Origin of the sequence: Kocuria sp. WRN011, assembly GCF_002295155.1 — a bacterium.
Lineage (GTDB): Bacteria > Actinomycetota > Actinomycetes > Actinomycetales > Micrococcaceae > Kocuria > Kocuria carniphila.
In genome coordinates this window covers 277,865-300,879 of record NZ_NSGI01000006.1, presented here as the reverse complement: position 1 = coordinate 300,879, position 23,015 = coordinate 277,865, and the positions used below count along the sequence as shown (strand labels likewise).

General features: G+C 64.8%; 24 protein-coding genes. 20 read left to right on the top strand and 4 right to left on the bottom strand.

All coding sequences use genetic code 11. From position 1 onward, the window contains the following. The first annotated feature begins 9 nt into the window (after nucleotides 1-9). Together CKW39_RS10610 and CKW39_RS10605 are read left to right on the top strand one after the other, a co-directional pair. Nucleotides 10-822 carry an SOS response-associated peptidase gene (locus CKW39_RS10610; protein WP_095798079.1) on the top strand — a complete coding sequence of 271 codons (813 nt, stop codon included), beginning with the start codon at nucleotides 10-12 and terminating at the stop codon, nucleotides 820-822. Nucleotides 823-884: 62 nt separating this feature from the next. Next, nucleotides 885-1,358 (top strand): pyridoxamine 5'-phosphate oxidase family protein, encoded by a 474-nt coding sequence (locus CKW39_RS10605; RefSeq protein WP_254049374.1) that lies wholly within the window; start codon nucleotides 885-887, stop codon nucleotides 1,356-1,358. 9 nt (nucleotides 1,359-1,367) lie between these two features. Here the strand turns inward: CKW39_RS10605 and CKW39_RS10600 are convergent, their stop codons facing one another. Both CKW39_RS10600 and CKW39_RS10595 read right to left on the bottom strand, forming a co-directional pair. Beyond that, nucleotides 1,368-1,874, bottom strand: a complete 507-nt coding sequence (locus CKW39_RS10600; protein WP_254049373.1) for a GNAT family N-acetyltransferase — start codon at nucleotides 1,872-1,874, stop codon at nucleotides 1,368-1,370. 96 nt (nucleotides 1,875-1,970) lie between these two features. Next, a complete protein-coding gene (locus CKW39_RS10595) occupies nucleotides 1,971-2,276 on the bottom strand; it encodes a hypothetical protein (RefSeq protein WP_143469983.1) in 306 nt (101 codons plus the stop codon). A gap of 241 nt (nucleotides 2,277-2,517) precedes the next feature. Between CKW39_RS10595 and CKW39_RS10590 the strand changes: the two genes are divergently transcribed. From CKW39_RS10590 to CKW39_RS10580, 3 genes are read left to right on the top strand one after another with little or no spacing between them, the layout of a single operon-like run. Next, entirely contained in the window at nucleotides 2,518-3,846 is a 1,329-nt protein-coding gene (locus CKW39_RS10590) for a M20/M25/M40 family metallo-hydrolase (protein ID WP_095798075.1), read from the top strand. 9 nt (nucleotides 3,847-3,855) lie between these two features. Next, the gene (locus CKW39_RS10585) at nucleotides 3,856-4,770 is read left to right on the top strand and encodes a hypothetical protein (RefSeq protein ID WP_095798074.1); all 915 of its coding nucleotides are present in this window, start codon (nucleotides 3,856-3,858) and stop codon (nucleotides 4,768-4,770) included. A 36-nt stretch (nucleotides 4,771-4,806) separates the two neighbouring features. After that, nucleotides 4,807-5,985 (top strand): acyl-CoA dehydrogenase family protein, encoded by a 1,179-nt coding sequence (locus tag CKW39_RS10580; protein WP_371514725.1) that lies wholly within the window; start codon nucleotides 4,807-4,809, stop codon nucleotides 5,983-5,985. Nucleotides 5,986-6,045: 60 nt separating this feature from the next. Here CKW39_RS10580 and CKW39_RS10575 read toward each other — a convergent pair whose 3' ends face one another. Next, nucleotides 6,046-6,291 carry a DUF5703 family protein gene (locus tag CKW39_RS10575; RefSeq protein WP_095798073.1) on the bottom strand — a complete coding sequence of 82 codons (246 nt, stop codon included), beginning with the start codon at nucleotides 6,289-6,291 and terminating at the stop codon, nucleotides 6,046-6,048. Between the two features lie 39 nt (nucleotides 6,292-6,330). On the opposite strand from CKW39_RS10575, the gene CKW39_RS10570 reads away from it, so the two are divergent. From CKW39_RS10570 to mshC, 3 genes are all read left to right on the top strand, one after another. Next, nucleotides 6,331-6,684 (top strand): primosomal protein, encoded by a 354-nt coding sequence (locus CKW39_RS10570; protein ID WP_095798072.1) that lies wholly within the window; start codon nucleotides 6,331-6,333, stop codon nucleotides 6,682-6,684. Between the two features lie 114 nt (nucleotides 6,685-6,798). After that, nucleotides 6,799-7,632: an undecaprenyl-diphosphate phosphatase gene (locus CKW39_RS10565; RefSeq protein ID WP_095798071.1), complete on the top strand. Its 834-nt coding sequence runs from the start codon at nucleotides 6,799-6,801 to the stop codon at nucleotides 7,630-7,632. 88 nt (nucleotides 7,633-7,720) lie between these two features. After that, the gene (mshC, locus tag CKW39_RS10560; RefSeq protein WP_095798070.1) at nucleotides 7,721-9,028 is read left to right on the top strand and encodes a cysteine--1-D-myo-inosityl 2-amino-2-deoxy-alpha-D-glucopyranoside ligase; all 1,308 of its coding nucleotides are present in this window, start codon (nucleotides 7,721-7,723) and stop codon (nucleotides 9,026-9,028) included. A gap of 112 nt (nucleotides 9,029-9,140) precedes the next feature. Here the strand turns inward: mshC and CKW39_RS10555 are convergent, their stop codons facing one another. Further along, the gene (locus CKW39_RS10555) at nucleotides 9,141-10,037 is read right to left on the bottom strand and encodes a PAC2 family protein (protein WP_095798069.1); all 897 of its coding nucleotides are present in this window, start codon (nucleotides 10,035-10,037) and stop codon (nucleotides 9,141-9,143) included. 136 nt (nucleotides 10,038-10,173) lie between these two features. Between CKW39_RS10555 and CKW39_RS10550 the strand changes: the two genes are divergently transcribed. From CKW39_RS10550 to tatC, 12 genes are all read left to right on the top strand, one after another. Continuing rightward, nucleotides 10,174-11,313 carry a site-2 protease family protein gene (locus tag CKW39_RS10550; protein ID WP_095798068.1) on the top strand — a complete coding sequence of 380 codons (1,140 nt, stop codon included), beginning with the start codon at nucleotides 10,174-10,176 and terminating at the stop codon, nucleotides 11,311-11,313. A 104-nt stretch (nucleotides 11,314-11,417) separates the two neighbouring features. Next, nucleotides 11,418-12,518, top strand: a complete 1,101-nt coding sequence (locus tag CKW39_RS10545; protein WP_095798067.1) for a tRNA (adenine-N1)-methyltransferase — start codon at nucleotides 11,418-11,420, stop codon at nucleotides 12,516-12,518. Next, the gene (gene arc / locus CKW39_RS10540) at nucleotides 12,511-14,208 is read left to right on the top strand and encodes a proteasome ATPase (protein WP_095798066.1); all 1,698 of its coding nucleotides are present in this window, start codon (nucleotides 12,511-12,513) and stop codon (nucleotides 14,206-14,208) included. The genes CKW39_RS10545 and arc overlap by 8 nt, the downstream gene beginning before the upstream one ends. Continuing rightward, nucleotides 14,205-15,878: a depupylase/deamidase Dop gene (dop, locus tag CKW39_RS10535; protein ID WP_173674306.1), complete on the top strand. Its 1,674-nt coding sequence runs from the start codon at nucleotides 14,205-14,207 to the stop codon at nucleotides 15,876-15,878. Before arc ends, dop begins: the two co-directional genes overlap by 4 nt. A gap of 40 nt (nucleotides 15,879-15,918) precedes the next feature. Next, nucleotides 15,919-16,128, top strand: a complete 210-nt coding sequence (locus CKW39_RS10530) for a ubiquitin-like protein Pup (RefSeq protein ID WP_016996385.1) — start codon at nucleotides 15,919-15,921, stop codon at nucleotides 16,126-16,128. A gap of 4 nt (nucleotides 16,129-16,132) precedes the next feature. Next, nucleotides 16,133-17,551 carry a Pup--protein ligase gene (gene pafA / locus CKW39_RS10525; protein WP_095798064.1) on the top strand — a complete coding sequence of 473 codons (1,419 nt, stop codon included), beginning with the start codon at nucleotides 16,133-16,135 and terminating at the stop codon, nucleotides 17,549-17,551. Between the two features lie 121 nt (nucleotides 17,552-17,672). Next, entirely contained in the window at nucleotides 17,673-18,686 is a 1,014-nt protein-coding gene (locus tag CKW39_RS10520; RefSeq protein WP_095798063.1) for an FKBP-type peptidyl-prolyl cis-trans isomerase, read from the top strand. Nucleotides 18,687-18,742: 56 nt separating this feature from the next. Next, a complete protein-coding gene (locus tag CKW39_RS10515; RefSeq protein ID WP_095798116.1) occupies nucleotides 18,743-19,138 on the top strand; it encodes an FKBP-type peptidyl-prolyl cis-trans isomerase in 396 nt (131 codons plus the stop codon). Beyond that, entirely contained in the window at nucleotides 19,139-21,259 is a 2,121-nt protein-coding gene (locus tag CKW39_RS10510; protein ID WP_095798062.1) for a WYL domain-containing protein, read from the top strand. A gap of 29 nt (nucleotides 21,260-21,288) precedes the next feature. Beyond that, nucleotides 21,289-21,669 (top strand): hypothetical protein, encoded by a 381-nt coding sequence (locus CKW39_RS10505; protein WP_095798061.1) that lies wholly within the window; start codon nucleotides 21,289-21,291, stop codon nucleotides 21,667-21,669. Continuing rightward, on the top strand, nucleotides 21,653-21,991 hold the full coding sequence (gene tatA / locus CKW39_RS10500; protein WP_095798060.1) for a Sec-independent protein translocase subunit TatA: 339 nt from the start codon (nucleotides 21,653-21,655) through the stop codon (nucleotides 21,989-21,991). The genes CKW39_RS10505 and tatA overlap by 17 nt, the downstream gene beginning before the upstream one ends. A gap of 199 nt (nucleotides 21,992-22,190) precedes the next feature. Continuing rightward, nucleotides 22,191-22,985 (top strand): twin-arginine translocase subunit TatC, encoded by a 795-nt coding sequence (gene tatC, locus CKW39_RS10495; RefSeq protein WP_371514732.1) that lies wholly within the window; start codon nucleotides 22,191-22,193, stop codon nucleotides 22,983-22,985. Nucleotides 22,986-23,015 lie beyond the last annotated feature (30 nt).

The following is a 23,015-nucleotide window of genomic DNA, read 5'->3' as shown; positions in this document are numbered from 1 at the left end:
GGGCACCCCATGTGCGGCCGTTACGTCATAGCCAAGACCCCGGGACAACTCGCGTTGGAATTCGATGCGGAGGTGGACGAAACCCTCGACGGAGACGACCTGCGCGCCAACTGGAACACCGCGCCCACCCAGACCGTGCCCATCCTGCTGGAACGTTTGGATGACCAGGGCACGCTGCACCGTGAGCTGCACGCGGCACGCTGGGGTCTCGTGCCCTCATGGGCCAAGGACATCACCGTGGGGTCCAAGATGTTCAACGCGCGGTCGGAAACCGTTCTTGAAAAGCCCTCGTTTCGGTCGGCCATCAAATCCCGGCGCTGCGCGATTCCGGCGGACGGTTACTACGAGTGGCTGGCTCCGGCCGATGGCAGCAAAGGCAAAGGGAAGAAGCAGCCGTACTTCGTGCACCCGCCCGAGGGCCGGATGATCTGGTTCGCGGGCATCTACGAGTGGTGGAAGGTTCCGGAGGGTCAGCTGGAGGGTGCCCGCGAGGGCCAGACTCGCTCCGGCAAAGAAGGCGAAAGCCAGTGGTTGCTGTCGTGCTCGATCCTGACATGCGAGGCACCGGACGCGGACTCCGGCAATGAGCACTTGGCTGCCCTGGGAAACCTCCACAATCGACTGCCCATGGGCATGACCAGTGACTTGGTTCCGGAGTGGATTTCCCCGGACAAGGACCGCACCCGTGACCTGGTGGCTCGGGCGATCTCGGAGGCCTACGACGTGGCCGCCCAATGGCGGATGCATCCGGTCACCAAGGACGTCGGTTCGGTGGCCGTGCAAGGCCCCCATTTGGTGGAACCGCTTAACACTCTGCTCTAAAGGCTCTCGCTGGAGCGCCACCCCGGGTCCCAACGCGCCCGAAGCCTACAGTGGACAGTGTCATGTACAGGCACAATCCGGTAGGAGACGTCATGGTGGAACTGGGCAAGAACATCTCGGAAGACAGCCGCTGGCTGGTCGACTTCGTACGCCGCGCGGGAGCTGCCGTGATCGCGAGTAACAGCGGGACCGGTTACCCCGAGTCCGCATACGTTCACGTGGCCGCCAGTGACGCTGGCCGCATTATCTTCGGCACGAACGCGCTGTCCCGCAAGTTCACGAACATCACCTCTGATCCCCGCGTGTCGCTGGTGATCGTCAATGACGGCGCCGAGGAAGTGCAGCTCGAGGGCGAGGCAGCAGTCCTCGACGAGACTCAGGTTGCCGCCGCTGCAGAGGTGCTCTCCGCCCAGCACCCGGACTCCGCAGAGACCAGTGACCCCGAGAACATGCGTCTGCTCGAGGTCACCGTTCGTTGGGCCAGCCACACGGATGCGCGAGAAGTTCCTCCCGCGCAGCGTGAGCTGCAGCTCTAACCCGCCGGCTCAGACATCGTCGTTGTACGGAACCCAACGGTTGAAGTCTAACGTGAGGTAGAGCGCCAGGGCTGCGGAGTTGTCTTCTGCAATGCGCAGACTGACTTCTTCGTAGCCCTGGTTGTACAGCTTGGTCATGGCCTCGCGGACCAGCTGTTCCGCCAAACCGCGGCGGCGGTGCGACGACGCCGTGAACAACTCGAACAGGTACGGGGCCTCGGGTAAATCGTCGCCCTTGCGCTGCTCCAACACGATGGCCGCAGCGATAACCTTGCCGTCCTCGTCTTCGATCACGGGGGAGGCATCGGGCAGGAAAGGGCCGAACTCGCCGTCGAACACGCCCTCGATGATTTTCTGAGCGTCATCCTTGGACGTGGCGGCGGACGATGCATCGTAGGCCTGGAAGAATAGTTCCGACAGCGCCGGAATATCCTCGGCGGTCACCTGTCGACTGGGCACCGGGTTAGTGCTGTTTGTCTCCGACGTTTGGGCGATCAGGGTGATGGTTCCACTCATCTTGGCCTCCATATGGGTCAAGGGCCGGTGCGGCCTGTCATTCGTCACACCAGAGTATCGGAGAACCGGGTAGCGGGGATCACTGCCGCAAGGTCGTCACTGAATTGTTGAAGAATCTTTATCTACGTCCGCGTGATTGAGCTGAAGCGGCGGGGCATCGTTAAGGAGTTCGCTGATCCCGTAGTGCTTGGCCCAGTAGGCCAGGGACCACGTTTTGGCCAACTGTAACGCGTCGTCGAACGTGCGGGCATGACCTTCACGGGCGCATGGAGAATTTGGCTCGACGAAGGAGACGAGCCATTTGAGCGTGCGCCAGCGATGAAACGCCACGGCGCGAATATCGACTTGGGGCAGCTCGTCGTGAGGGAAATTGGGGGTGCAATCAGGGGGCAGGGATTTCATGAGGCATGAGACCTTGGGGGATTTGGGGGGAATCTCAAACAACCGTGGCTTGATAGTACTGCCAAGTAGGAAGCAATCGAAATAAGTCTTCCTCATGTCAAATCGTGTCCAGGATATGAACCGCCCCGGCACAGCCTGGCCATGGTTATGGGTCACGGGCTGATGCGGGGACTACCGTTGACGGTAAGCGCACGACATCCGGGGTCCAGCTCCCGGAGGACACCCAGGAGAAGGAGACCTCATGTCGACACCGGAATCCACAGTTGCGGGACAGTCAGCACCGGAACTCGAGACCGCCGACATTTGTCAGAAGTTGATTCGATTCGACACCACCAATTACTCCAGGGGTAACGCCAAGGGCGAGCGAGCCGCCGGTGAGTACGTGGCAGAACTGATCAGTGACGTCGGCCTGGAACCGCAGTACTTCGAATCCGCCCCCGGCCGCGCCAATGTGTTCACCAGGATCGAGGGCACCGACCCCTCTGCGGATGCGCTTCTGGTCCACGGGCATCTGGACGTGGTACCGGCGCTTGCAGAGGACTGGTCCGTTGATCCCTTTGCGGGAGAGGTCAAGGACGGCATGATCTGGGGCCGCGGTGCCGTGGATATGAAGGACATGGACGCCATGATGCTCTCTGTCATGCGCCACATGGCCCGCACCGGAGACCGACCCAAGCGCGACATCGTGTTCGGATTCTTCGCGGATGAGGAAGCTGGCATGAGCTACGGCTCCAAATGGGTCACGCAGAATCACCCGGAACTCTTCGACGGCGTGACCGACGCGCTCAGTGAAGTGGGTGGCTATTCCGCCAATATCGGAGGCCAGCGTGCCTATCTGCTGCAGACCGCCGAGAAGGGCCTGATGTGGCTCAACCTGATTGCCAAGGGCGAGGCCGGCCACGGGTCCGGTCTGCACGAGAACAACGCGGTCACCCGACTGTCACGGGCCATGGCCAATATTGGTGAGTACACGTGGCCGATCGAGTTGACCAAGACCACCCGGGCGTTCCTGGACGAGGTGACCGAACTGACCGGGGTGGAATTCGACCCGGAGAATCCCAAGCGGCTGCTTGACGAACTCGGCCACGTGGCGCGGTTCGTGGGCTCAACGCTGCAGACCACCGCCAATCCCACCATGTTGGACGCCGGTTACAAGACCAACGTGATTCCCGGTTCGGCCCAGGGCACCATTGACGTGCGTTACCTGCCCGAGCAGCGCGATATCGTCATGGAGAAGCTCAAAGAGCTGGCCGGCGAGGGCATCACGTTCGAGGCCGAGTTCGAGGACATCGGCCTGGAAGTACCGTTCTCTGGCAACGTGGTGGACGCCATGGTGGACTCCCTCAAGGCCGAGGATCCGGACGCCGTGGTGCTGCCCTATATGCTCGGCGGCGGAACGGACAACAAGTCGCTGTCGCAGCTCGGTATCACCGGCTACGGCTTTGTGCCGTTGCAGCTGCCGGACGAATTGGATTTCACCGGTATGTTCCACGGCGTGGACGAGCGCGTGCCGGTCGCATCATTGGAGTTCGGCTCGCGTGTCTTGCACCGCTTGCTGACCAATTACTAGGAGCACTTCGTGGGGGAGAATTCCGGAAGCACCAACCCGACAACGGGTGAGGACCGGCGCGGTGGCCTGACCCGGCGCCGGGCAATTATCACGGCCGCCGGCGTGGTGGCCGCGGCCACGGCCGTGGGAGTCGCGACCCAGATTCCCGCATGGCTCGAGGAGGAACCCACGGACGAGGGCCTCGCCGCGGACCGGATTTTCGACGCCAACATCAATGAGCGCGGGCTCGGCGGCTACGCCAAGTTGATTCCGGACGAGAATCGGCAGGGCCTGGGCTACCACTTGGTTCCGGACCCAGTGGGTGGCGGGCGACAGGTGGCGCGTTTCACGTCCGTTCCCGGGCTGACGCTGGGCAATGAATTTCCGCGCTCCATGGTGGAAACCGAGCCGATCATCAAGGCTGACGCGCACGGCAACGACAACGACGTGTACTTCAACGGGTTCTCGGTCTACGTCCTGGACGGCGACTTCGATCAGGACACGTGGATCACGCTGTTCACCGGCGGTTACGGTCCGCCGGCCAACGGTGCGTCCCTGCTCGGTCTCATGTTGGTGCGACACCCCGAGGGCGGGCTCATGTTCCGAATGGGCGATGATCCCGAACTACTCGGCGATCACGTGCGGGTGCCCACCGGACGCTGGGTGGGCGTGATTCAGGCCTATAAATACGCGTACGCGAGCAACGGCGGTTGGGTCGAAATGTGGATCAACACCGGCGGGCAGTGGCAGCAGGTGCAGATCAACGGTGAGAACCAACCCACGCTGGACGTCATGCGCCCCAACGTCACGGACGGCTGGTACCGGGACGCCTCCGTACCGGCCTCGTTCTCGCGCATCGGCGTGTACGGCAACAGGCCCTACGAGGCCTTCTTCGCAACCCACCGCATTGCGCGCAGCTTTGACGCCGCCGATCCACTGCGCTGATCACGACCACTCAATTTTCGACTTGGAGGAGACCAGGTGACCACGATCCAGGACATGCTTCCCGAGGACATGCTCGCAACCTTCCGTGACCGCGCGGCCGGCTACGACGAGCGCAACGAATTCTTCACCGAGGATTTCGAGGATCTTCGCGCCGCTGGTTACTTGCGTCTGCTCGTTCCCGAAGAATTCGGCGGCTTGGGCTTTTCCCTTGCCGACGCCGCTCAGGCCCAGCGCCGCTTGGCCGCCGCGGCGCCGTCGACGGCCTTGGGCGTCAACATGCACCACGTGATCGTGGGCATCGCCCGCACGCTGTGGCAGCGCGGGGACGATCGTGCCCGCGCGATCTTCGACCAGGTCGTGGCGGGCGAGGTGTTCGCGTTCGGGATCTCGGAGGCCGGCAACGATTCCGTCCTGTTCGACGCGACCACGACCGCCGATCCGGTGGCCGACGGGTTGAGCCTGCGCGGCACCAAAATTTTCACGTCGCTCTCGCCCGCGTGGACGCGGCTCCTCGTCCATGCCCGCCGCACCGATCGCGACGACGACGCCCCTGACGCCCTCGTGTTCGGCATCCTCGAGCGCGGCGCCGAGGGCATTGGGATCAAACAGGATTGGGACGCGCTGGGCATGCGCGCCTCGCAATCGTGCACCACGGTGCTCGACGGCGCTGTGCTGGCACCCGGGCGAGTGCTCACCGAAATTCCCGTGGGGCCTTCGCCCGATCCGGTGGTGTGGGGAATTTTCGGGTGCTTCGAACTGCTGCTGGCCTCCGTGTACACGGGGATTGCGGATCGGGCCATCGAGGTGGCCGTGGAGATCGTGAACAAGCGCAGGTCGCACGCGCGCGGGGCCAGTTACGCCACGGACCCGGATATTCGCTGGCACATTGCCGAGGCAGGGATCCTGCGCGACGGTGTGGAACTCCAACTGCGCCAGCTCAGCTCCGACATGGACTCGGTGGGCACCGACCACGAGGTTCAGCACGGTGCCCGCTGGTTCATCCTGTTCTCCGGCCTCAAACACCGGTCCACCGAAACCGCACGGCAGGTCGTCGATCTGGCGCTGCGTTCCAGCGGTGGTTCGCAGTTCCGCCGGGGGAGCGAACTGGAACGGCTCTACCGTGACGTGCTCGCCGGGATGTATCACCCTTCGGACAACGAATCCGTGCACGCAGCCACGGCCAAGTCGCTACTCGGGCCGGTTCAGACCGATTGAGCGCGTGCCTCTTGGGTGAGGTTGCGCGTGGACTGTACCGAGCGGCGTCGTCGAGCAGGATCAGAACGTGCGTTCGACGCGAATGATCCGGCGGCGCATCACGTAACGGCGAGCACCGCCGTAAAGTACAGCCGAACGCGTGAGTTCCCACTTGCCGTACTCGGCGTGCTCCCGGACTCGTGCCCGCGCATCGGCAACGTGTTCCCGCGGGGCCACCGTGAGGGTGAGGTATTCGTACCTGTCGTCCCTGCTGGCCACGGGGTGCGAGCGCGCGGACGTGATCTCGGACAATCGTTGTTCTTTCATTGCTCCCATTCTGCCTCGATAACGACTAACGTCTACCCCATGAGCAATGATCCTCGCGCCGCCCTGCAAACACTGGTCAACGCGTTCGAAGAACACTTGGCCGCCGCCGCAAATCGACGTTCGGACAACGACCCGGCCGTGGACGGGGCGTACCTGTCGATTGCCGATGCCTTCGACGCTTACGAAGAGGCCCTCTACGAGGCCTACGACGAAGTCACCCCCCTCACCGTGTTCGCTGAGGACGAGGACGACTCGGACGATGATGATGATGACGACGACGATTACGACGAGGACCTCCTCGAAGACAACGAGATGATGGACGAAGATCTCGTGGACGAGGACGACTACGACGATGATGACGACAATGGTTCGTCGAATTCATCTCGCCGCTAGGACATAGCCGGCGGTTATACCCCACTCTGTGGGCGGAAGAGGGCTCACGTGTTGTAGAACACGTGAGCCCTTTCCTCACCCATTTTTCAGCTCCGGGTGCCGTACAGTTGTCGCGTGAACTGGATCGAAGCAATCATTCTGGGAATTGTCCAGGGCCTGACTGAATTCTTGCCCGTATCCTCATCGGCGCATCTGCGCATCGTGGGCGAGTTCTTGCCCAACAGTGCGGATCCGGGTGCCGCCTTCACGGCGATCACCCAGCTGGGTACGGAAACGGCCGTGGTGATCTTCTTCTGGCGAGACATCGTGCGGATCATCAAGCACTGGTCGTTGTCACTGGTCGGCAAGGTCTCCCGCAAGGACCCCGATGCCCGTATGGGCTGGTTCATCATTCTGGGTTCGTTTCCGATTGCGATCCTCGGTCTCCTGCTCGAGGACTACATCGACAGCCAGTTCCGATCACTGTGGATCACCGCGTCCATGCTCGTGATCTTCGGTTTGTTCCTGGCCATCGCGGATCACGTGGGTAAGCAGGAACGCGTCCTGCAGGACCTCACCGTCAAGCACGCCATCGGCTTCGGTCTGGCGCAGGCGCTGGCCTTGATCCCCGGGGTGTCCCGCTCTGGCGGCACCATCACGGCCGGTCTGCTCATGGGGTACACCCGCGCGGCCGCCGCCCGTTACGCCTTCCTGCTGGCCATTCCCGCGGTCTTCGCCTCCGGTCTGTACAAGCTGTACAAGGCGATGACGGGGCAGGAACCAGAGGGCATCTACACCATGGGCCAGACGCTCGTGGCCACCGGCATCGCCTTTGTGATTGCCTACGTGATCATCGGCTGGTTCATGCGCTACATCTCTGAGCGCAGCTACAACCTGTTCGTCTGGTATCGCATCCTGCTCGGCGCCGGAATCTTCGTGCTGCTGGGCACGGGTGTGATCAGCGCCTGATCGCCGCTTCCACCCCACCGGGGGAATAGGGCGCCGGAGGCGCCCGTTGAACTCTTGAGTGACCGATGTCCGTGAACAAAAGGTGAGTATGAAGTCCTGGTCTGCCCGTCCCGTTCCCGAATTGCCCGGAACAGCCCCCACACCCTCGGTCTACGACTCTCGGCAGCAACGGATGGTCCAGCTGCCCGCTGGATCCGAAGTGGGACTGTACGTCTGCGGCATCACGCCCTACGACGCGACCCACATGGGCCACGCCGCCACTTACGTGTCCTTCGACCTGCTGCACCGCGCCTGGGACGACGCCGCTCAGCACGTCACGTACGTCCAGAACGTCACCGACGTGGACGACCCCCTGCTGGAACGTGCCGAGGCCACGGGTGTCGACTGGCGGGACCTCGCCGAAGAACAGACCGAATTGTTCCGTACGGACATGAGCGCCCTGAACGTCATTCCGCCGGCGCATTATGTGGGCGCCACCGAATCCGTCGAATGGATCGTTCCTGCTGTGGAGGGACTCATCGAGCGTGGCTTGGCCTACCGGGTACCCGGGGGCGTGGACGAGGACGGCGCGGCTCAACCGGCTGGCGACGTGTACTTCGACGTCAACGCCGCCGCGGAGCTGAAAGAAACCGACCCGGATGCCTGGGTGGTCGGTGATGTGTGCGGTCTGACCCGCGAAGAAATGCTGCCGCTGTTCGCCGAACGCGGGGGAGACCCCGAACGCGAAGGTAAGCACGATGTGCTCGACCCCCTGTTGTGGCGCGTCAACCGCCCCGGTGAACCCGCATGGGACGGTGCCTCGCTGGGCGCCGGTCGCCCCGGGTGGCACATCGAATGTTCCCTGATCTCCCTCAAGTACCTGCCCACTCCGTTCACGGTGCAGGGCGGCGGTTCGGACCTTGCCTTCCCGCACCACGACATGGGTGCAGGCCACTCCTACGCGCTGTCGGGCAAGCCCATGGCCGAGCACTTCGTGCACACGTCCATGGTGGGACTCGAGGGCGAGAAGATGTCCAAGTCCAAGGGCAACCTGGTGCTGGTCTCCAAACTGCGCGAACAAGGCGTGGACCCGGCGGCGATCCGCCTGGCAATCCTGGCGAATCATTACCGCACGGACTGGTTCTGGACCGATGACCTGCTCGCGGACGCCAAGCGCCGTCTGGCCTCGTGGCGCGAGGCCGCGGCCAAGCCGGAGACCGCCGGTGCGGAGGACCTGCTCAAGGCCGTCCGCGCCGCCCTCGCCGATGACCTCAATGCGCCGGCCGCGCTGATTGGCGTGGACGCCTGGGCCGCTCGGAACAAGGGCGGTGCTGCCGCCCGCGGCGCCAACGCGTCCGCGGAGGATCGTCAGCTGGCCGTGGATCTCATCGAATCCCGCTTGGGAGTCGTGCTCTAGGCCCCCGATCCACTCGTTCGTCGACACAACACAACGGCGGCGGTTCCCCGGACAGGGAACCGCCGCCGTTGTGTCGTGTCCGGGACGTGACCCGAAGCGCGGGTGACCGTTGCTACCCGCGGTCGTCGCGGCGTCGTAAATAGCGCTCGAACTCGCGGGCAATCGCGTCACCGGTGGCCTCGGGGAGGTCCACGGTGTCCTTGGCCTCTTCCAACTGGCGCACGTAGGCGGCCACCTCCGGGTCCTCTTCGGAAAGTTCATTGACGCCGCGTTCCCAGGCCTCCGAATCCTCCACGATCGGTTCCACGGGCAGTGAAATGCCCAGCAGTTCCTCCAGCTGCCGCAACAGCGCAAGTTCGGCCTTGGGCGACGGGGACTGTGCGACGTAGTGCGGGACGGCAGCCCACATGCTGATCGTGGGGAAGCCGGCGCGCGCAGCCATGTGCGAGAGAACGCCCACGATGCCGGTGGGGCCTTCGTACTGGGGTGCCTCGATATTGAGTTCATCGCGCAGCTCTTCGGTGTCCGAAGTCAGCGTCACCGGAATGGGACGCGTGTGGGGGACATCGGCGAGTAGCGCGCCGATCATGACCACGAAGTCCACGTCCAGAGTGGTCGCCTGTTCGATCAGCTCAGCGGTGAAGGTGCGCCATTTATAGGACGGTTCCCAGCCGTGCAGGAACACCAACTCCAGATTGGTCCCGGGAACCGGTGCCTTGAACAGTTTGGTGGTGGGCCACTGCAGCTTGGGCTCACCGCTCAGACCACGGCGCACAACGGGCCGGGAGTACTGGTAGTCGTAGAAATCGTCCGGGGACACCTCGAAGACTTCGCGCGCACCGTAGTGCTCGCTCATCAACTTGAGGGCGTCGGTCGCGGCATCACCGGCATCGTTCCAGCCCTCGAAGGCCGCGATCATCACGGTGACCTTCTCGGTTTCGTCGCCGTCGCGGACCACGCCGAAGGGGCCGACCTGCGGTTGCGAATTCTTCTCGTCAAACGTACTCACCGTTCCACTGTACGGCGAGCGGGGATGCAGTACCACGAGCGGTGATTCAGCGGCCTCACCGGCTGCCCGCTTAACATGGGCGCATGCACTTCGAACGCGCCACACACCATGCCCGCCCGACCGAGCGGGCGTTCGGATGAGCGGGGGTACCGCTGCCCGCCGAGGACTCCGTCTGGGCCGCATCGGTGGGGTGGACGTTCACCTGGACCGCTCGTGGTTCGTGATCGCCGTCCTGACCGTGGTGCTCTACGGACCCATCCTGTGGCGGATCTACCCAGAGCTGGGCTGGATCAATCTGGTCATCGCCTTCGGGTTCGCCGTGGGACTGGCCTTCAGCGTGCTGGTCCACGAGGTAGCCCACGCGCTCGTGGGGCGAGCCGCGGGCTGGCCGGTCGGGCGCATCGTGCTGACGCTGATGGGTGGCCACACCACGTTCGGCGCCGTGCGTGCCTCACCGGGATCCACCGCGTTGGTGTCCTTGGTGGGACCGATGGCCAACATCATCCTGGCGGGCATCGGCACCGCCGTCATGCTCCTGGCCCCCGCCCAGAACGCTGGACCCGGATGGGCGCTGCTGCAACTACTGGTGTTCGCCAACTGGATCCTGGGACTCTTCAACCTGCTGCCCGGGCTGCCACTGGACGGTGGGCGCGTAGTTGAGGCGCTCATCTGGCGGCTCACCGGGTCGGAGAGCAAGGGAACCGCCGTGGCGGCGTGGAGCGGCCGCGGCCTGGCCGCCCTGATCGTGGTGTGGATTGTGTGGCAGCGACTCTGGACTTCGCCCATCACCCTGCTCATCATGCTCATGATCGCGGCGTTCATCTTCATGGGAGCTTCCCAAGCCCTCAAACAGGCCAAGGTGCTGGGGCGGGTCCACCCCTTGCGCGCAGCATCGATTGCGCGACCCGCATTCGAATTCTCACCGGACCTGCCGCTGTCAATGGTGGACACCTCCGTCTTGGCCGCCACGAGCCAGGGCTACAGCGGGTGGACTCCCGACGTCGTGGCGCGCGACGCGGCCTCGGGTCACCTGGGGGTGCTCAGCCCGCAACGAGCCGCCACGGTTCCGGCTGATCTACGCGGTAGTACTCCGGTGGGAAACGTCATGGAATGGGCCCCCGCGGAGGCTTCCGCGCCAGCCGACGAGCGCGGTGACGATCTGTTGCGACACCTGGAGATCAACGGGTTCCCGTGGGTGATCGTGCTCGATCCAGAGCGATCCGTGGTGGGCGTGGTGCACCATCAAGATCTTGCCCGCCACATCATGGGGCGATGAGGGCTCTCACGGTTCACGGTGAGACAATGACAAATAGTGACCGGAGCGCCACGCGCGCCAGCCCCTGATGAACACCACATCGCACCTTTCGTGAAAGCGAGCACATGACCGAGCAGTCGCACGAACGCCCCGAAACCACCCAGAGCGCAGTACCCGTCCGCGGTGCCGCCAACCGGAGGGGTCCCTTGCGCGTGGGCGAACGCGTGCAGCTGACCGATGACAGCGGCCGCATCACCACCATCACGCTGGCCGAGGGCGGCGAGTACCACACCCACCGTGGCGTGCTGGCCCACCAGGAACTGATCGGCGCCCCGGAAGGCACCGTGGTGACCAACTCGGGCGGCATCCAGTTCCAGGCACTGCGCCCGCTGCTCAAGGACTTCGTGCTGTCCATGCCCCGCGGTGCGGCCGTGGTGTATCCCAAGGATGCCGGTCAGATCGTGACCATGGCCGACATCTTCCCCGGAGCCCGCGTGGTCGAGGCCGGCGTGGGTTCCGGTGCACTCTCCATCTCGCTGCTGCGTGCGGTGGGTGATGAAGGCACGGTGCACTCCTTCGAACGACGCGAAGAGTTCGCGGACATCGCTCGCGGCAATATCGAGACCATGTTCGGCGGCCCGCACCCGGCGTGGCAGTTGACGTTGGGCGATCTCGCGGAAGAACTGACCCGGGTCGAAGAAGCCGGTTCCGTGGACCGCGTGGTGCTCGACATGCTGGCCCCGTGGGAATGCCTGGACGCCGTGGCCCACGTACTGGCCCCGGGCGGCGTCGTCATCTGCTATGTCGCGACCGTGACCCAGCTGTCGCGCGTGGCGGAGGCGATGCGCGCGGACGGCCGCTACACCGAACCCGAAGCCTCCGAGACCATGGTGCGCGGCTGGCACGTGGAGGGACTGGCAGTCCGCCCCGACCACCGCATGGTCGCGCACACCGGATTCCTGATCCAGTCCCGCAAGCTCGCCGAAGGTGCCGTGCGCCTGGCACCCAAGCGTCGTGCGTCCAAGAGCGATTACACGGAAGAGGATCTGCAGGCGTGGACGCCCGTGGCCCTGGGCGAGCGGATCGTCTCCGACCGCAAGCTGCGCCGCGCCGGCCGCGACGCCACCAACCTGGCCGAACAGGCCGCCAAGGCCACGGCCCAGATCGATCCCGACTCGCGACGGGAGAACACCCCGCAGAGCACGGAGGACACCAGTCATGAGTGATTCCACCCCCGAGAACCGCGCCACCGACAATTCGCAGCGGCAGATCAACATGCTGCGCGACCAGAAGCGCAACCTGGACAAGCAACTCGCGAGCGTGGGTTCGCAGAACCAGAAACTCGTGCGCCTGCTGGACGCCTCCCGGCAGGAGATCGTCAAGCTCAAGCAGACGCTCGCCGCTGAGGCTGTTCCGCCCATGAGTTTCGGTGTGGTGCAGCAAGTTAATCCCGGCCACCAACCCGTGGGTACGGCCACGGGAGACGGCCCGGTGATCACCGTGGCCAGCCTGGACGTGCTGGTGTCCGGGCGAAAAATGCGCGTGGCCGTGAGCCCGCTCGTGTCGTTGAGCTCTTGCGAACCAGGGATCGGGGTGCTCCTCAACGAGAACTACGTGGTCGCAGCGGTCCTCGACTACGACCGCGTGGGCGAAGTGGCCACCATCAAGGAAATCATCGACCACGACCGCGTACTGACCGTGGGCCGCTCCGATGAGGAACGCGTCATGCTGCTCTCCGGGGCCCTGCGCCGTAATCGCCCCAAACCCGGTGACGCCGTGACCGTGGACCACCGCACCGGCTTCGCCCTGGAGCACGTGGAACGCACGGACGTGGAACAGCTGGTCCTGGAGGAGGTACCGGAGGTCAGCTACGCGGACATCGGTGGCCTGGGCGCCCAGATCGAAGCCATCCGCGACGCCGTGGAACTGCCCTACGTGCACCCGGACATGTACCGCGAACACGGACTGCGCCCGCCCAAGGGCATCCTGCTCTACGGGCCTCCCGGCAACGGCAAGACGCTGATCGCCAAGGCCGTCGCGCGCTCGCTGGCCGAACGCAGCGCCGCCAAGGCCGGACGCGAACGCGCCCTCGGTTACTTCTTGAACATCAAGGGCCCCGAGCTGCTCGACAAGTACGTGGGTGAGACCGAGCGCCAGATCCGCTCGATCTTCGCCAACGCCCGCGAACAAGCCGCCCGCGGCGTGCCCGTGGTCGTGTTCTTCGACGAAATGGACTCGCTGTTCCGCGTGCGCGGTTCGGGCCTGTCCTCGGACGTGGAAACCACCATCGTGCCGCAGCTGCTCACCGAGATCGACGGCGTCGAGAAACTCGACAACGTGATCGTGATCGGCGCGACCAACCGCGAGGACATGATCGACCCCGCCGTGCTGCGCCCCGGCCGCCTGGACGTCAAGATCCGCATCGACCGCCCGGATCGCGACGGCGCTCGCGAAATCTTCAAGCTCTACATCACCCCGGACTTGCCGTTGCGCGAGGCCGACGTCGCCGCGGCGGGTTCCCGGGAGGCCGCCGCCGATCAGCTGATCGACGCCGCGATCGCGCACCTGTACGACCGCACCCCCGCCACGGAATTCCTGACCATCAGCTACCGCGACGGCGGCCAGGAAACCCTGTATTTCGCCGACTACGCCTCGGGCGCGGTGATCCGCAACGTGATGGACCGCGCCAAGAAGCAGGCCATCAAGACCCTGCTCACCACGGGCGAACGCGGGCTGACCCGCGAACACCTGGTGGATGCCGTGGACGAAGAATTCTACGAACAGCAGGACCTGCCCAACACCGCGGACCCCGAGGACTGGGCGCGCCTGACCGGTCGCCGGGCCAACACGATCCAGGACGTCCGGATGGCGATGCACCGCGGTACCGGATCACTCCCCGAAAGAGAGCGGTCATGAGCGTTCGCAGGGTCATGGGCAGTGAGACCGAATTCGGGGTGTTGGCCGTGGGGGAGCCCCACGCGAATGCCACCGTGCTCTCCACCCGGGTGGTGACCAGTTATGCGCTGCGGGTAGCGCGGGAACTGTCCCGGGAATCTTCTGGAAGGAACGGTTCGGACGGGCAAACGAGCGTGGGCACCGGCTGGGACTACGGTTCCGAGGCCCCACTGTCCGATGCTCGCGGGTACACGATGAGCCGAGAACAGGCCCACCCCTCGCAGTTGACCGATCAGGCCCCGGTGCTCACCGCCGAAGAAATCGCGGCGGAAGCCATCACCGAGTCCGCGATGTACACGGAGGACATGGACTGGCGAAAGGTCATCATGAACACCGTGATCCCCAACGGGGCGCGCGTGTACGTGGACCACTCGCACCCGGAATATTCCTCCCCGGAGGTCACCACCCCGCTGGACGCCCTGACCTGGGATGCCGCGGGGGACGTGGTGGCCGCGCGCGCCGTTGCGGAACTGGCGCGGGGCGCGGAGAAGACCGGGACTCCGGCCGTGAACCTGTACAAGAACAACACGGATAACAAATCAGTGTCTTACGGTGCCCACGAGAACTACATGGTGGACCGCGCGGTGCCGTTCGATCGGATCACCTCAGCACTGCTGCCGTTCTTCGCTACCCGCCAGATCATGTGCGGTGCCGGCCGCGTGGGCCTGGGAGTGGACGGTTCCGAACCGGGCTTCCAACTGAGCCAGCGCGCGGACTTCTTCGAGCGCACCGTGGGCCTGGAAACCACCATCCACCGCCCCATCGTCAACACGCGCGACGAACCGCACGCGGACGACACCAAATACCGCCGGCTGCACGTGATCATCGGTGACGCCAACCTGTCCCACACCGCCACGGTGTTGAAGTTCGGCACCACCTCGCTCGTACTCAACCTGATCGAACATGACCGGGTGCCGGCCCTGGACCTTGCCGATCCCGTGGCCGCCCTGCAGACGGTCAGCCACGACCCGTCCGTGACCGCGACCGTGCCCTTGCGCGACGGACGCGAGCTGAGCGCCGTCGACATCCAGCGCGAGTATTACCGCGCCGCGCTGGAGCTGGAACGCGAACTGGCGCCGGACGGGCTGGACCAGGACACCCGACAGGTACTGGACCTCTGGGACGAAGTCCTGACCGACCTGGCGGACGACCCCTCCCGCTTGGCCGACCGACTCGACTGGGCTGCCAAGTACGCCCTGCTCAACGCGTACCGGCAGCGAGATGGCATGGCGTGGAACGACCCCCGACTGATCGCGATCGACCTGCAGTACGCGGACATTCGCCCCGAAAAGGGGCTCTACCACCGGTTGGCCTCGGCCGGGCGGATCCGCACGCTGGTCGACTCCGAAACCATCGAACGCGCTGCGGACCAGCCCCCCGAGGACACCCGTGCGTGGTTCCGCGGCACCGCCGTGCGCCGCTACCCGTCCGCGATGGTGAGCGTGGGCTGGGACAGCGTGAACGTGGAATTCCCCGGGATCCGAAGGGGCGCGCGCATCGGCATGCCGGAACCGCTGGATCTCAACCGCGAGACAACGCGGGAATGGTTCGACGCCCCGGACGTTGAACAGTGGGTACACCGGGTAGCGGAACAGCGCCCCGGCACGGTCACCGGAACCGGCCTGAACTGAGTACCCGAGACTTGAACCACTGAGAGGTCAGGAGAGACACATGGCACAGGAACGCATTTTCGGCCAGGGCTCGCGTCGCGAGGAAGAAACCGACCTGCCCGACAACGGCACCCCGGCGCCGTCGCAGGGCGCGGGTCAGGCCCAGCGCGACACCCAGGGCACCGATGACCTGCTCGCCGAGATCGACGGCGTACTTGAAACCAACGCTGAGGCCTTCGTGAAGGGCTTCGTCCAGAAGGGCGGCCAGTAAGCTCGTGGACCGCAGAATCTACGGCATCGAAACCGAGTTCGGCATTACCCACAGCGTGTCCCAGGGACACAGCCTGGGTGCCGACGAGACGGCGCGGCGCCTGTTCGCGCCCGTGCTCGCGTGGGGGAGAGCATCCAACGTGTTCCTCCCCAACGGCGGCCGGCTCTACCTCGACGTGGGTTCGCACCCCGAATACGCCAGCGCGGAGACCGCCTCACTCGAGGATGTCGTGGCGCAGGACGTAGCCGGTGAGCTGATCGTGGACGATCTGCGACAGCAGCTCCAACAAGAACTGGACCAGGACGGAACCGGCGGCACGGTGCACTTGTTCAAGAACAACGTGGACTCCGCCGGGAACTCCTACGGCTCCCACGAGAACTACATGATCTCCCGCCGCACCGAGTACGCGCGCCTGGTACAGGTGCTGATCCCGTTCCTGGTCACCCGCCAGATCCTGGTCGGCGCCGGTCGGGTGCACCCCAACGGCCCCGCAGAATTCGGCGGCCTCACCCTGGGCGACGGCAGCCACGGTCCCAGCTATTCCTTCTCGCAGCGCGCGGACCACATTTGGGAAGGTTTCTCCTCGGCCACCACGCGCTCGCGGCCCATGATCAACACGCGCGACGAGCCCCACGCAGATGCCGAGCACTACCGCCGGCTGCACGTGATCAACGGCGACTCGTCCATGTCCCAGACCACCACGGCGCTCAAGATGGGCACCACGGATCTCATGCTGAGGATGATCGAGGCGGGCAAGATCCTGCCGGACCGCACGCTCGCGGATCCCGCGGCCGCGCTGCGCATCATTTCGCACGACCTCACCGGCCGGGCGCAGGTGGAGCTGGCCTCGGGCGAAAAGATGTCCGCCGTGGACCTGCAGCACGAGTACCTTCAGGCCGTCACACACTTCGTGGATCGCCACGGTGCGCACCACGATCGCGTGGACTGGGTACTGGAACTGTGGGAGCGCGGCTTGCGCGCCGTGGCCGAGCAGCGCTTCGACCTGGTGGACACCGAGCTCGACTGGGCCATCAAGAAGAAGCTACTGGACTCCTACGCCGCCGCCCACGGCATGGATTACGCCAACCCGCGGTTGCTGCAGTTGGATTTCGCCTACCACGACACCTCACCCACGCACGGGCTGTTCCGCATGCTCAGTCGGCGGGGCGCGGTGGCGTCCTTCATTTCCGACGACGCCGCTCGTGCCGCCGTCACGCAGCCTCCGGCCACGCGGGCGAGCCTGCGCGGCAAGTTCATCCAGGCCGTCCTGGACGCGGGGGAGAACTACACGGTGGACTGGGTGCACCTCAAACTCAACGGTTCCCAGAACCAGCGCACCGTGATGTGCAAGGACCCGTTCGCCACGTCCCAACCGGACGCGGACGAGCTCATTGCCGAGGTCCAGGCCATGTCCGGCCGCTGAAAGTTCACGGGGAACCCCCACGGGCGTGGCACGAGAAGTATCAGCTGATGCTCAACCGTGTCCCATAGATTGGTGGGCGACTTCCCTCAGTGCCCATTCGTGTTGAAAGGTGAATCCTCCTTTGCGAAAGATTGTTCCGGCCGCGGGCACCGCCCTGGCCTTGTCCCTGATGTTGACCGCGTGCGGCGGAGCCGAAATGGATTCGGTGGAATTGGCCAAGGACCCGTCCGAGGGCACCGCGCCGTCGGTCTCGTTCGAAACTCCACTCCAGGTGAGCGAGGCCGAGACCAAGGTGCTGCGCGAAGGCGACGGCGAAGACCTCAACGAGGGCGACAACATCCTCCTGCAGGCCGCGCTGTTCAAGGGTTCCGATGGTTCATCGCTGGGCGATACGTACAGCCAGGGTGCCGGTCAGGTACTCAAGCTGGACGACCAGCTCAAGGAAGCCATCCCGGAGATGCACGACGCCCTGATCGACGCCCAGGAAGGCGCGATCATCGCCTACAGCTCCCCGGACACCAGCGGCGCGGCGGGGGACGAATCCACGTCGGTCGAGGTGTACCAGGTGGCCAAGAAGATTCTGGCCCCTCTCAACGAGGACATGAAGGACACTTCGGACAAGATGCCCAACGTCACTCAGGACGATCAGGGCAAACCCACCATTGAGAAGCCTTCGGGTAAGGAACCCAAGGACCTCCAGACCGAAGTCCTCAGCGAGGGCGACGGTGAAGAAGTAGCAGACACGGACACCGTGGTCGCCAACTACGTGGGCGTGCGCTGGGACGACGGCGAGGTCTTCGATTCCTCCTACGACAAGAATGCGCCCGCATCCTTCCCGCTCGACAACGTGATCGAGGGGTGGAAGGAAGGCCTCAAGGGGCAGAAGGTGGGCTCGCGCGTGCTGCTCGCCGTGCCGACCGATCAGGCCTACGGCACCGAGAAGCAGCTCGGCAAGGACTCGCAGTACCCGTCCGGATCGCTCGTGTTCGTGGTGGACATCCTCGGTGCCGTCCCCACTCCCGAACCCGCACCCAGTGAGTCCGCAGCTCCGTCGGAGAGTGCTGCGCCTCAGCCCTCGGAGGAAGCCGGCGGATCCGAGGCGCCCAAGCCAGCGCCGTCCGAGTCGGAGAAGTAAACTAGTCGATCGGACAGGTCCCCCAGTGGGGACGGTTTCTACGAAAGGCCATGACCGTGTCATTTGGACAGCGCAACCTGGATCGTTCCAAGCCGGAGATCGATTTCCCGCAGGATCCGGTTCCCACCGAACTGCGTATCACTGACGTGATCCCGGGCACCGGCCGCGAGGCCAAGGCCGGCGACAGCATTTCCTGCCACTACGTGGGCGTGACCTACTCGGGTGGCGAAGAATTCGACGCCTCCTGGAACCGCAACCAGCCCCTGGACTTCACCGTGGGCATCGGCCAGGTCATCCAGGGTTGGGACCAGGGTCTGCTGGGCATGAAGGTGGGCGGTCGCCGTCGTCTGGAGATCCCTTCAGAGATGGCCTACGGCAAGCGCGGCGCTCCTGGCGCCATCGGCCCTGACGAAGCACTCATCTTCGTGGTCGATCTGCTCGACGTCCGCTAAATGCCCCCATCTTCAGGTTCGGTATCGGGCCGCTCCACCGCAGCGTCGGCGGAGCGGCTCCTCAACCTGCTCATTGCGCTGCTGGATCGCGAGAGCGGTTACACGCGTGATCAGCTGCGGGAGATCGTTCCCGGGTACCACAAGGCCGGCAGCCACGACGCGTTCGAGCGGATGTTCGAGCGCGACAAATCGCATTTGAGGTCCCTCGGCTATCCGGTCGAGGAAATCCCCGACGACGATCCGTGGGCCTCCGACGCCCAGCTGGCTCCGCGTTATCGCGTGTCCCGCGGCTCGTACCAATTGCCCCAGGTCCAGTTCAGTGCGGAGGAATCGGCCGTCCTCGCGGTTGCCGCGGACGCCTGGAACGACGCCGCTCAGGATCGTTTGGCGCGCCGCGCCCTCGACAAGCTGGAACCTGCGCTGTCTCATGAGGCAGCACCCGGCCGTGACGTCCAGCCCACCGTGGCCGTGGCGGACCCAGCGTTCGAACCGTTGCTGTCCGCGGTGCTGAGCCACCGCACGGTGCGCTTCGACTACGTGGATCGCACGGGTACCTACAGCCGTCGCACGGTTCAACCCTGGGGCGTGGGTTCGCGCTTCGGTGCGTGGTACCTGGCCGGCTGGGACGAGGACCGGCAGGCCGAGCGCACCTTCCGGCTGTCCAGGATCATTTCCGAGGTGGCTGTCACCCGGGACAGTTTCCAACCTCCCGAAGATTTCTCCATGGGTGGGCAGCTCGCGCGCATGGTGTACCCGCCCACGCGCGTGCGGGTAACCGTCTACGTTCGTCAGGGTGCAGCGCAGTTGTTGCGTCAGATCGCCGCGCCGATCGCGGACGAGGATCCGCATCTGCCCGAAGGCTTCGACGCCGTGCTGCTGGCCGTCCCGGACACCGAGGGCGCCGCCGAGCACGTGTGTGCAGCGGGTCCCGATGCTCGGGTTGCCACGGCAGCCGGGGCCGACCTGGGAACTCAGCGTGCCGTGGCCAAGGCGGTCGAACGGCGTCTGTCCGAGGCTCGGAAATTCCAGGAACGCGTGGGTGGCGTGGCTGTTGCCTGGGGCAAGCAGCGCCGCAGCGGCGCCGCGAAGGCCAGTACGGAACAACATCTCGCCCGGCTCTTGCACATCGTGCGCCACGTGTACTCCCACCAGGGGGCTCAGCTGGAAGAAACGGCTCGGCACTTTGGAATCACCGATCAGGAGTTGATCGCGGATCTACAGACGCTGTTCGTGTGCGGGCGACCGGGTCACATGCCCGATCAGCTCATCGATGCGTCCTGGGACGACGGCCACATCTACCTGGGTAATGCCCAAGAACTCTCGGAACCCGTGCGGCTGACCGTACCCGAGGCCAGCGCCTTGCTGATGGGGTTGCAAACGCTCCAGGCGCTACCGGGCGGCAATAGCGACGTCGTGCGCTCGACCATGCGCAAGGTGGCGACCGCCGCGGACGCGTTGCCACTCGCGGATGCCCTGGCCGCACCGGATCAACCCGCCGAACCGGTCCCCGAGGACACCGAACTGGTCAGCCGGGTGCGCGAGGCGATTGCGAACAATCGGCGGATCAAGATCCGCTACGTGGTGGCCTCACGGGACGAGGTCACCGAACGTCTCGTGGACCCGGTGCGCATAGTGTCCTCGGACGGACACCAGTACGTGCGCGGTTGGTGCCTCAACGCCAAGGGGCCCAGGACGTTCCGAGCGGACTGCATCCTCAGTTGCGAAGACATTGGAGAGGCCCAGGCGCATCCGCGCATGGACTCCGAAATGCGCACGAGTTTGTACCCGGAGAAACGCCGACCCGTTCAGGCGGTGCTCGTGACCGACCGGCGTGGCCGTTGGATCGTGGAGCACTACCACGCCAAGCGTGCCGCCACGGTGGAACTACCCGCCAGCGACGAACCACCGATCACCGTGACTGCCGGACCGGGGAGCTCCAAGGGCCCCAAACAGCTGCCCGAGTACGTGGCCGCCGAGGTGGATTTCCCCACGGTCGAGGCACTGTGTTCGCTCGTGACCAGGCACGCGGGTCACGTGGCGGTGGCGTCACCGCCCGAGGTGGTCCACTCAGTTGAACAGTGGATAAATAACAGTCTCTTCACGGACACAACGCACCAGTAGAGGATTCGCGCGGCCCTATACTGGGGTCCATGCTGTGGTGGATGTGGATTGTGCTGTGGACCGTCCTGGTCCTCGTCAGTCTCGCGTTCATCGTGGGCGCGGTGTGGGGATTGGTCACCAAGAAGGCCTTACCCGCATTACGTGAGGTCGAGGCCTTCGCCGATGACTTCACGGTGCGGTGGAACGCCGCGGCCCAGGGAGCGACACAACCACTGCGCACACCCGCTGAACCTGCCGTGTTCACCCCGGTGAATTCGGCCCGCGCCGCCTATTCAAGCGGTCGCGATCAACGACATACAGCCCGGCTCATCCGCCGCATGAACCGCAAGGACGCCAAGGGCCAGCCCCAACGGCTGTCCGATCTCCGCCGGGCTGAACGGAAAGGAATCCACCATGGGCCGCTTGTTTGACAGCCCCCTCACCATCATCCTCATCCTCGTGGTGATCCTGCTGCTGTTCGGTGCCCCCAAGCTTCCGGGCATGGCCCGCAGCCTGGGCCAGTCCATGCGGATCTTCAAGTCCGAGGTCAAGGAAATGAAGAAGGACGGCGATGACGACAACGTCACCGTGAACGGCCAGCCGGTATCCGACGGCCAGACCATTTCGCAGCCGCAGAATCCCACACAGACCAACACCGTGAACAACGGCCCGGTCGCTCCCGGTCAATCAACGGGCCAGGCCGCCGCGCAGCCGAACAACCAGGTTGATCCCAACCAGCGCCCCAGCGCGTAGGTCACGGGGCACCACTCACTACACAGCGATCGGGCCGGACCTCATGGTTCGGCCCGACGAGCACCCCGGTGCAGCCCCTCTCAACACATAGGTTCGTATGTCTGCCACTGATTCCAAGTCTCTGCGGGATCCTTCGCGCCGTAAAGAGCGTCGGAACCGCAAGAAGAACACCTCGCGCAGGAACAACCCTCAGGCCCAGATGGCCCTGAAGGAGCACCTGCGTGAAATGCGCAACCGATTGATCAAGTCCGCCATCGCGGCCGTGATCGGCGCGGTGGCGGGGTTCATGGTCTACAACCCGTTCATGCAGTACATCACCGAACCGCTGCAGCGTCTGGCGGACTCGGGTCGAACCGCCACCATCAACTACTCGTCGGTGGGCGGTTCCTTCAACATCATGGTCGAGGTGGCCTTGGTGCTGGGTGTCATCTTCGCTTCGCCCGTGTGGCTGTACCAGCTGTGGGCGTTCATCACTCCGGCTCTGCACAAGCACGAGCGCCGCTACGCCATGGGATTCCTGGCGGCGGCCATTCCGCTGTTCATCGGCGGCTGCGTCTTGGCCATCACGGCTTTGCCCGCCGCAGTGTACGCGTTGACCGCGTTCACCCCGGAGGGCGGCGCGAACTTCGTGGAGGCCAATCAGTACCTGCGCTTCTTCCTGCAGTTGATCCTGACCTTCGGTGTTTCTTGCGTGATACCGGTGTTCCTGGTGGGACTCAACATGCTGGGGCTCCTTTCCGGTCGCACGATCCTGAAGTCCTGGCGCGTGGTGGTCGTGATCGTGCTGGTCATCTCGGCCATGGCTGCTCCCGGGCCGGACCCGGTGACCATGCTGTACCTGGCCATTCCGCTGTTGGTGCTGTTCTTCGTCGCCGTGGGACTGTGTCTCGTCCTGGACCGCCGCCGCGCCAAGAAGGCTGCCAAGCGTGAAGCAGCAACCGGAGTCACCGCGGACAGCGCGACCTCCGCGGAGGACCTCCGCAAGATGGGCTAGCAGCGGAACCACACCGCACTGATTTAATCG

Excerpts from the sequence above, each read along its gene's own strand:
- CKW39_RS10610 (WP_095798079.1), top strand. The coding sequence starts at position 10 with ATGTGCGGCCGTTACGTCATAGCCAAGACCCCGGGACAACTCGCGTTG.
- CKW39_RS10605 (WP_254049374.1), top strand. The coding sequence starts at position 885 with ATGTACAGGCACAATCCGGTAGGAGACGTCATGGTGGAACTGGGCAAG.
- CKW39_RS10600 (WP_254049373.1), bottom strand. The coding sequence starts at position 1,874 with ATGAGTGGAACCATCACCCTGATCGCCCAAACGTCGGAGACAAACAGC.
- CKW39_RS10595 (WP_143469983.1), bottom strand. The coding sequence starts at position 2,276 with ATGAAATCCCTGCCCCCTGATTGCACCCCCAATTTCCCTCACGACGAG.
- CKW39_RS10590 (WP_095798075.1), top strand. The coding sequence starts at position 2,518 with ATGTCGACACCGGAATCCACAGTTGCGGGACAGTCAGCACCGGAACTC.
- CKW39_RS10575 (WP_095798073.1), bottom strand. The coding sequence starts at position 6,291 with ATGAAAGAACAACGATTGTCCGAGATCACGTCCGCGCGCTCGCACCCC.
- CKW39_RS10570 (WP_095798072.1), top strand. The coding sequence starts at position 6,331 with ATGAGCAATGATCCTCGCGCCGCCCTGCAAACACTGGTCAACGCGTTC.
- mshC (WP_095798070.1), top strand. The coding sequence starts at position 7,721 with ATGAAGTCCTGGTCTGCCCGTCCCGTTCCCGAATTGCCCGGAACAGCC.
- CKW39_RS10550 (WP_095798068.1), top strand. The coding sequence starts at position 10,174 with ATGAGCGGGGGTACCGCTGCCCGCCGAGGACTCCGTCTGGGCCGCATC.
- CKW39_RS10545 (WP_095798067.1), top strand. The coding sequence starts at position 11,418 with ATGACCGAGCAGTCGCACGAACGCCCCGAAACCACCCAGAGCGCAGTA.
- arc (WP_095798066.1), top strand. The coding sequence starts at position 12,511 with ATGAGTGATTCCACCCCCGAGAACCGCGCCACCGACAATTCGCAGCGG.
- dop (WP_173674306.1), top strand. The coding sequence starts at position 14,205 with ATGAGCGTTCGCAGGGTCATGGGCAGTGAGACCGAATTCGGGGTGTTG.
- CKW39_RS10530 (WP_016996385.1), top strand. The coding sequence starts at position 15,919 with ATGGCACAGGAACGCATTTTCGGCCAGGGCTCGCGTCGCGAGGAAGAA.
- CKW39_RS10510 (WP_095798062.1), top strand. The coding sequence starts at position 19,139 with ATGCCCCCATCTTCAGGTTCGGTATCGGGCCGCTCCACCGCAGCGTCG.
- CKW39_RS10505 (WP_095798061.1), top strand. The coding sequence starts at position 21,289 with ATGCTGTGGTGGATGTGGATTGTGCTGTGGACCGTCCTGGTCCTCGTC.
- tatA (WP_095798060.1), top strand. The coding sequence starts at position 21,653 with ATGGGCCGCTTGTTTGACAGCCCCCTCACCATCATCCTCATCCTCGTG.
- tatC (WP_371514732.1), top strand. The coding sequence starts at position 22,191 with ATGGCCCTGAAGGAGCACCTGCGTGAAATGCGCAACCGATTGATCAAG.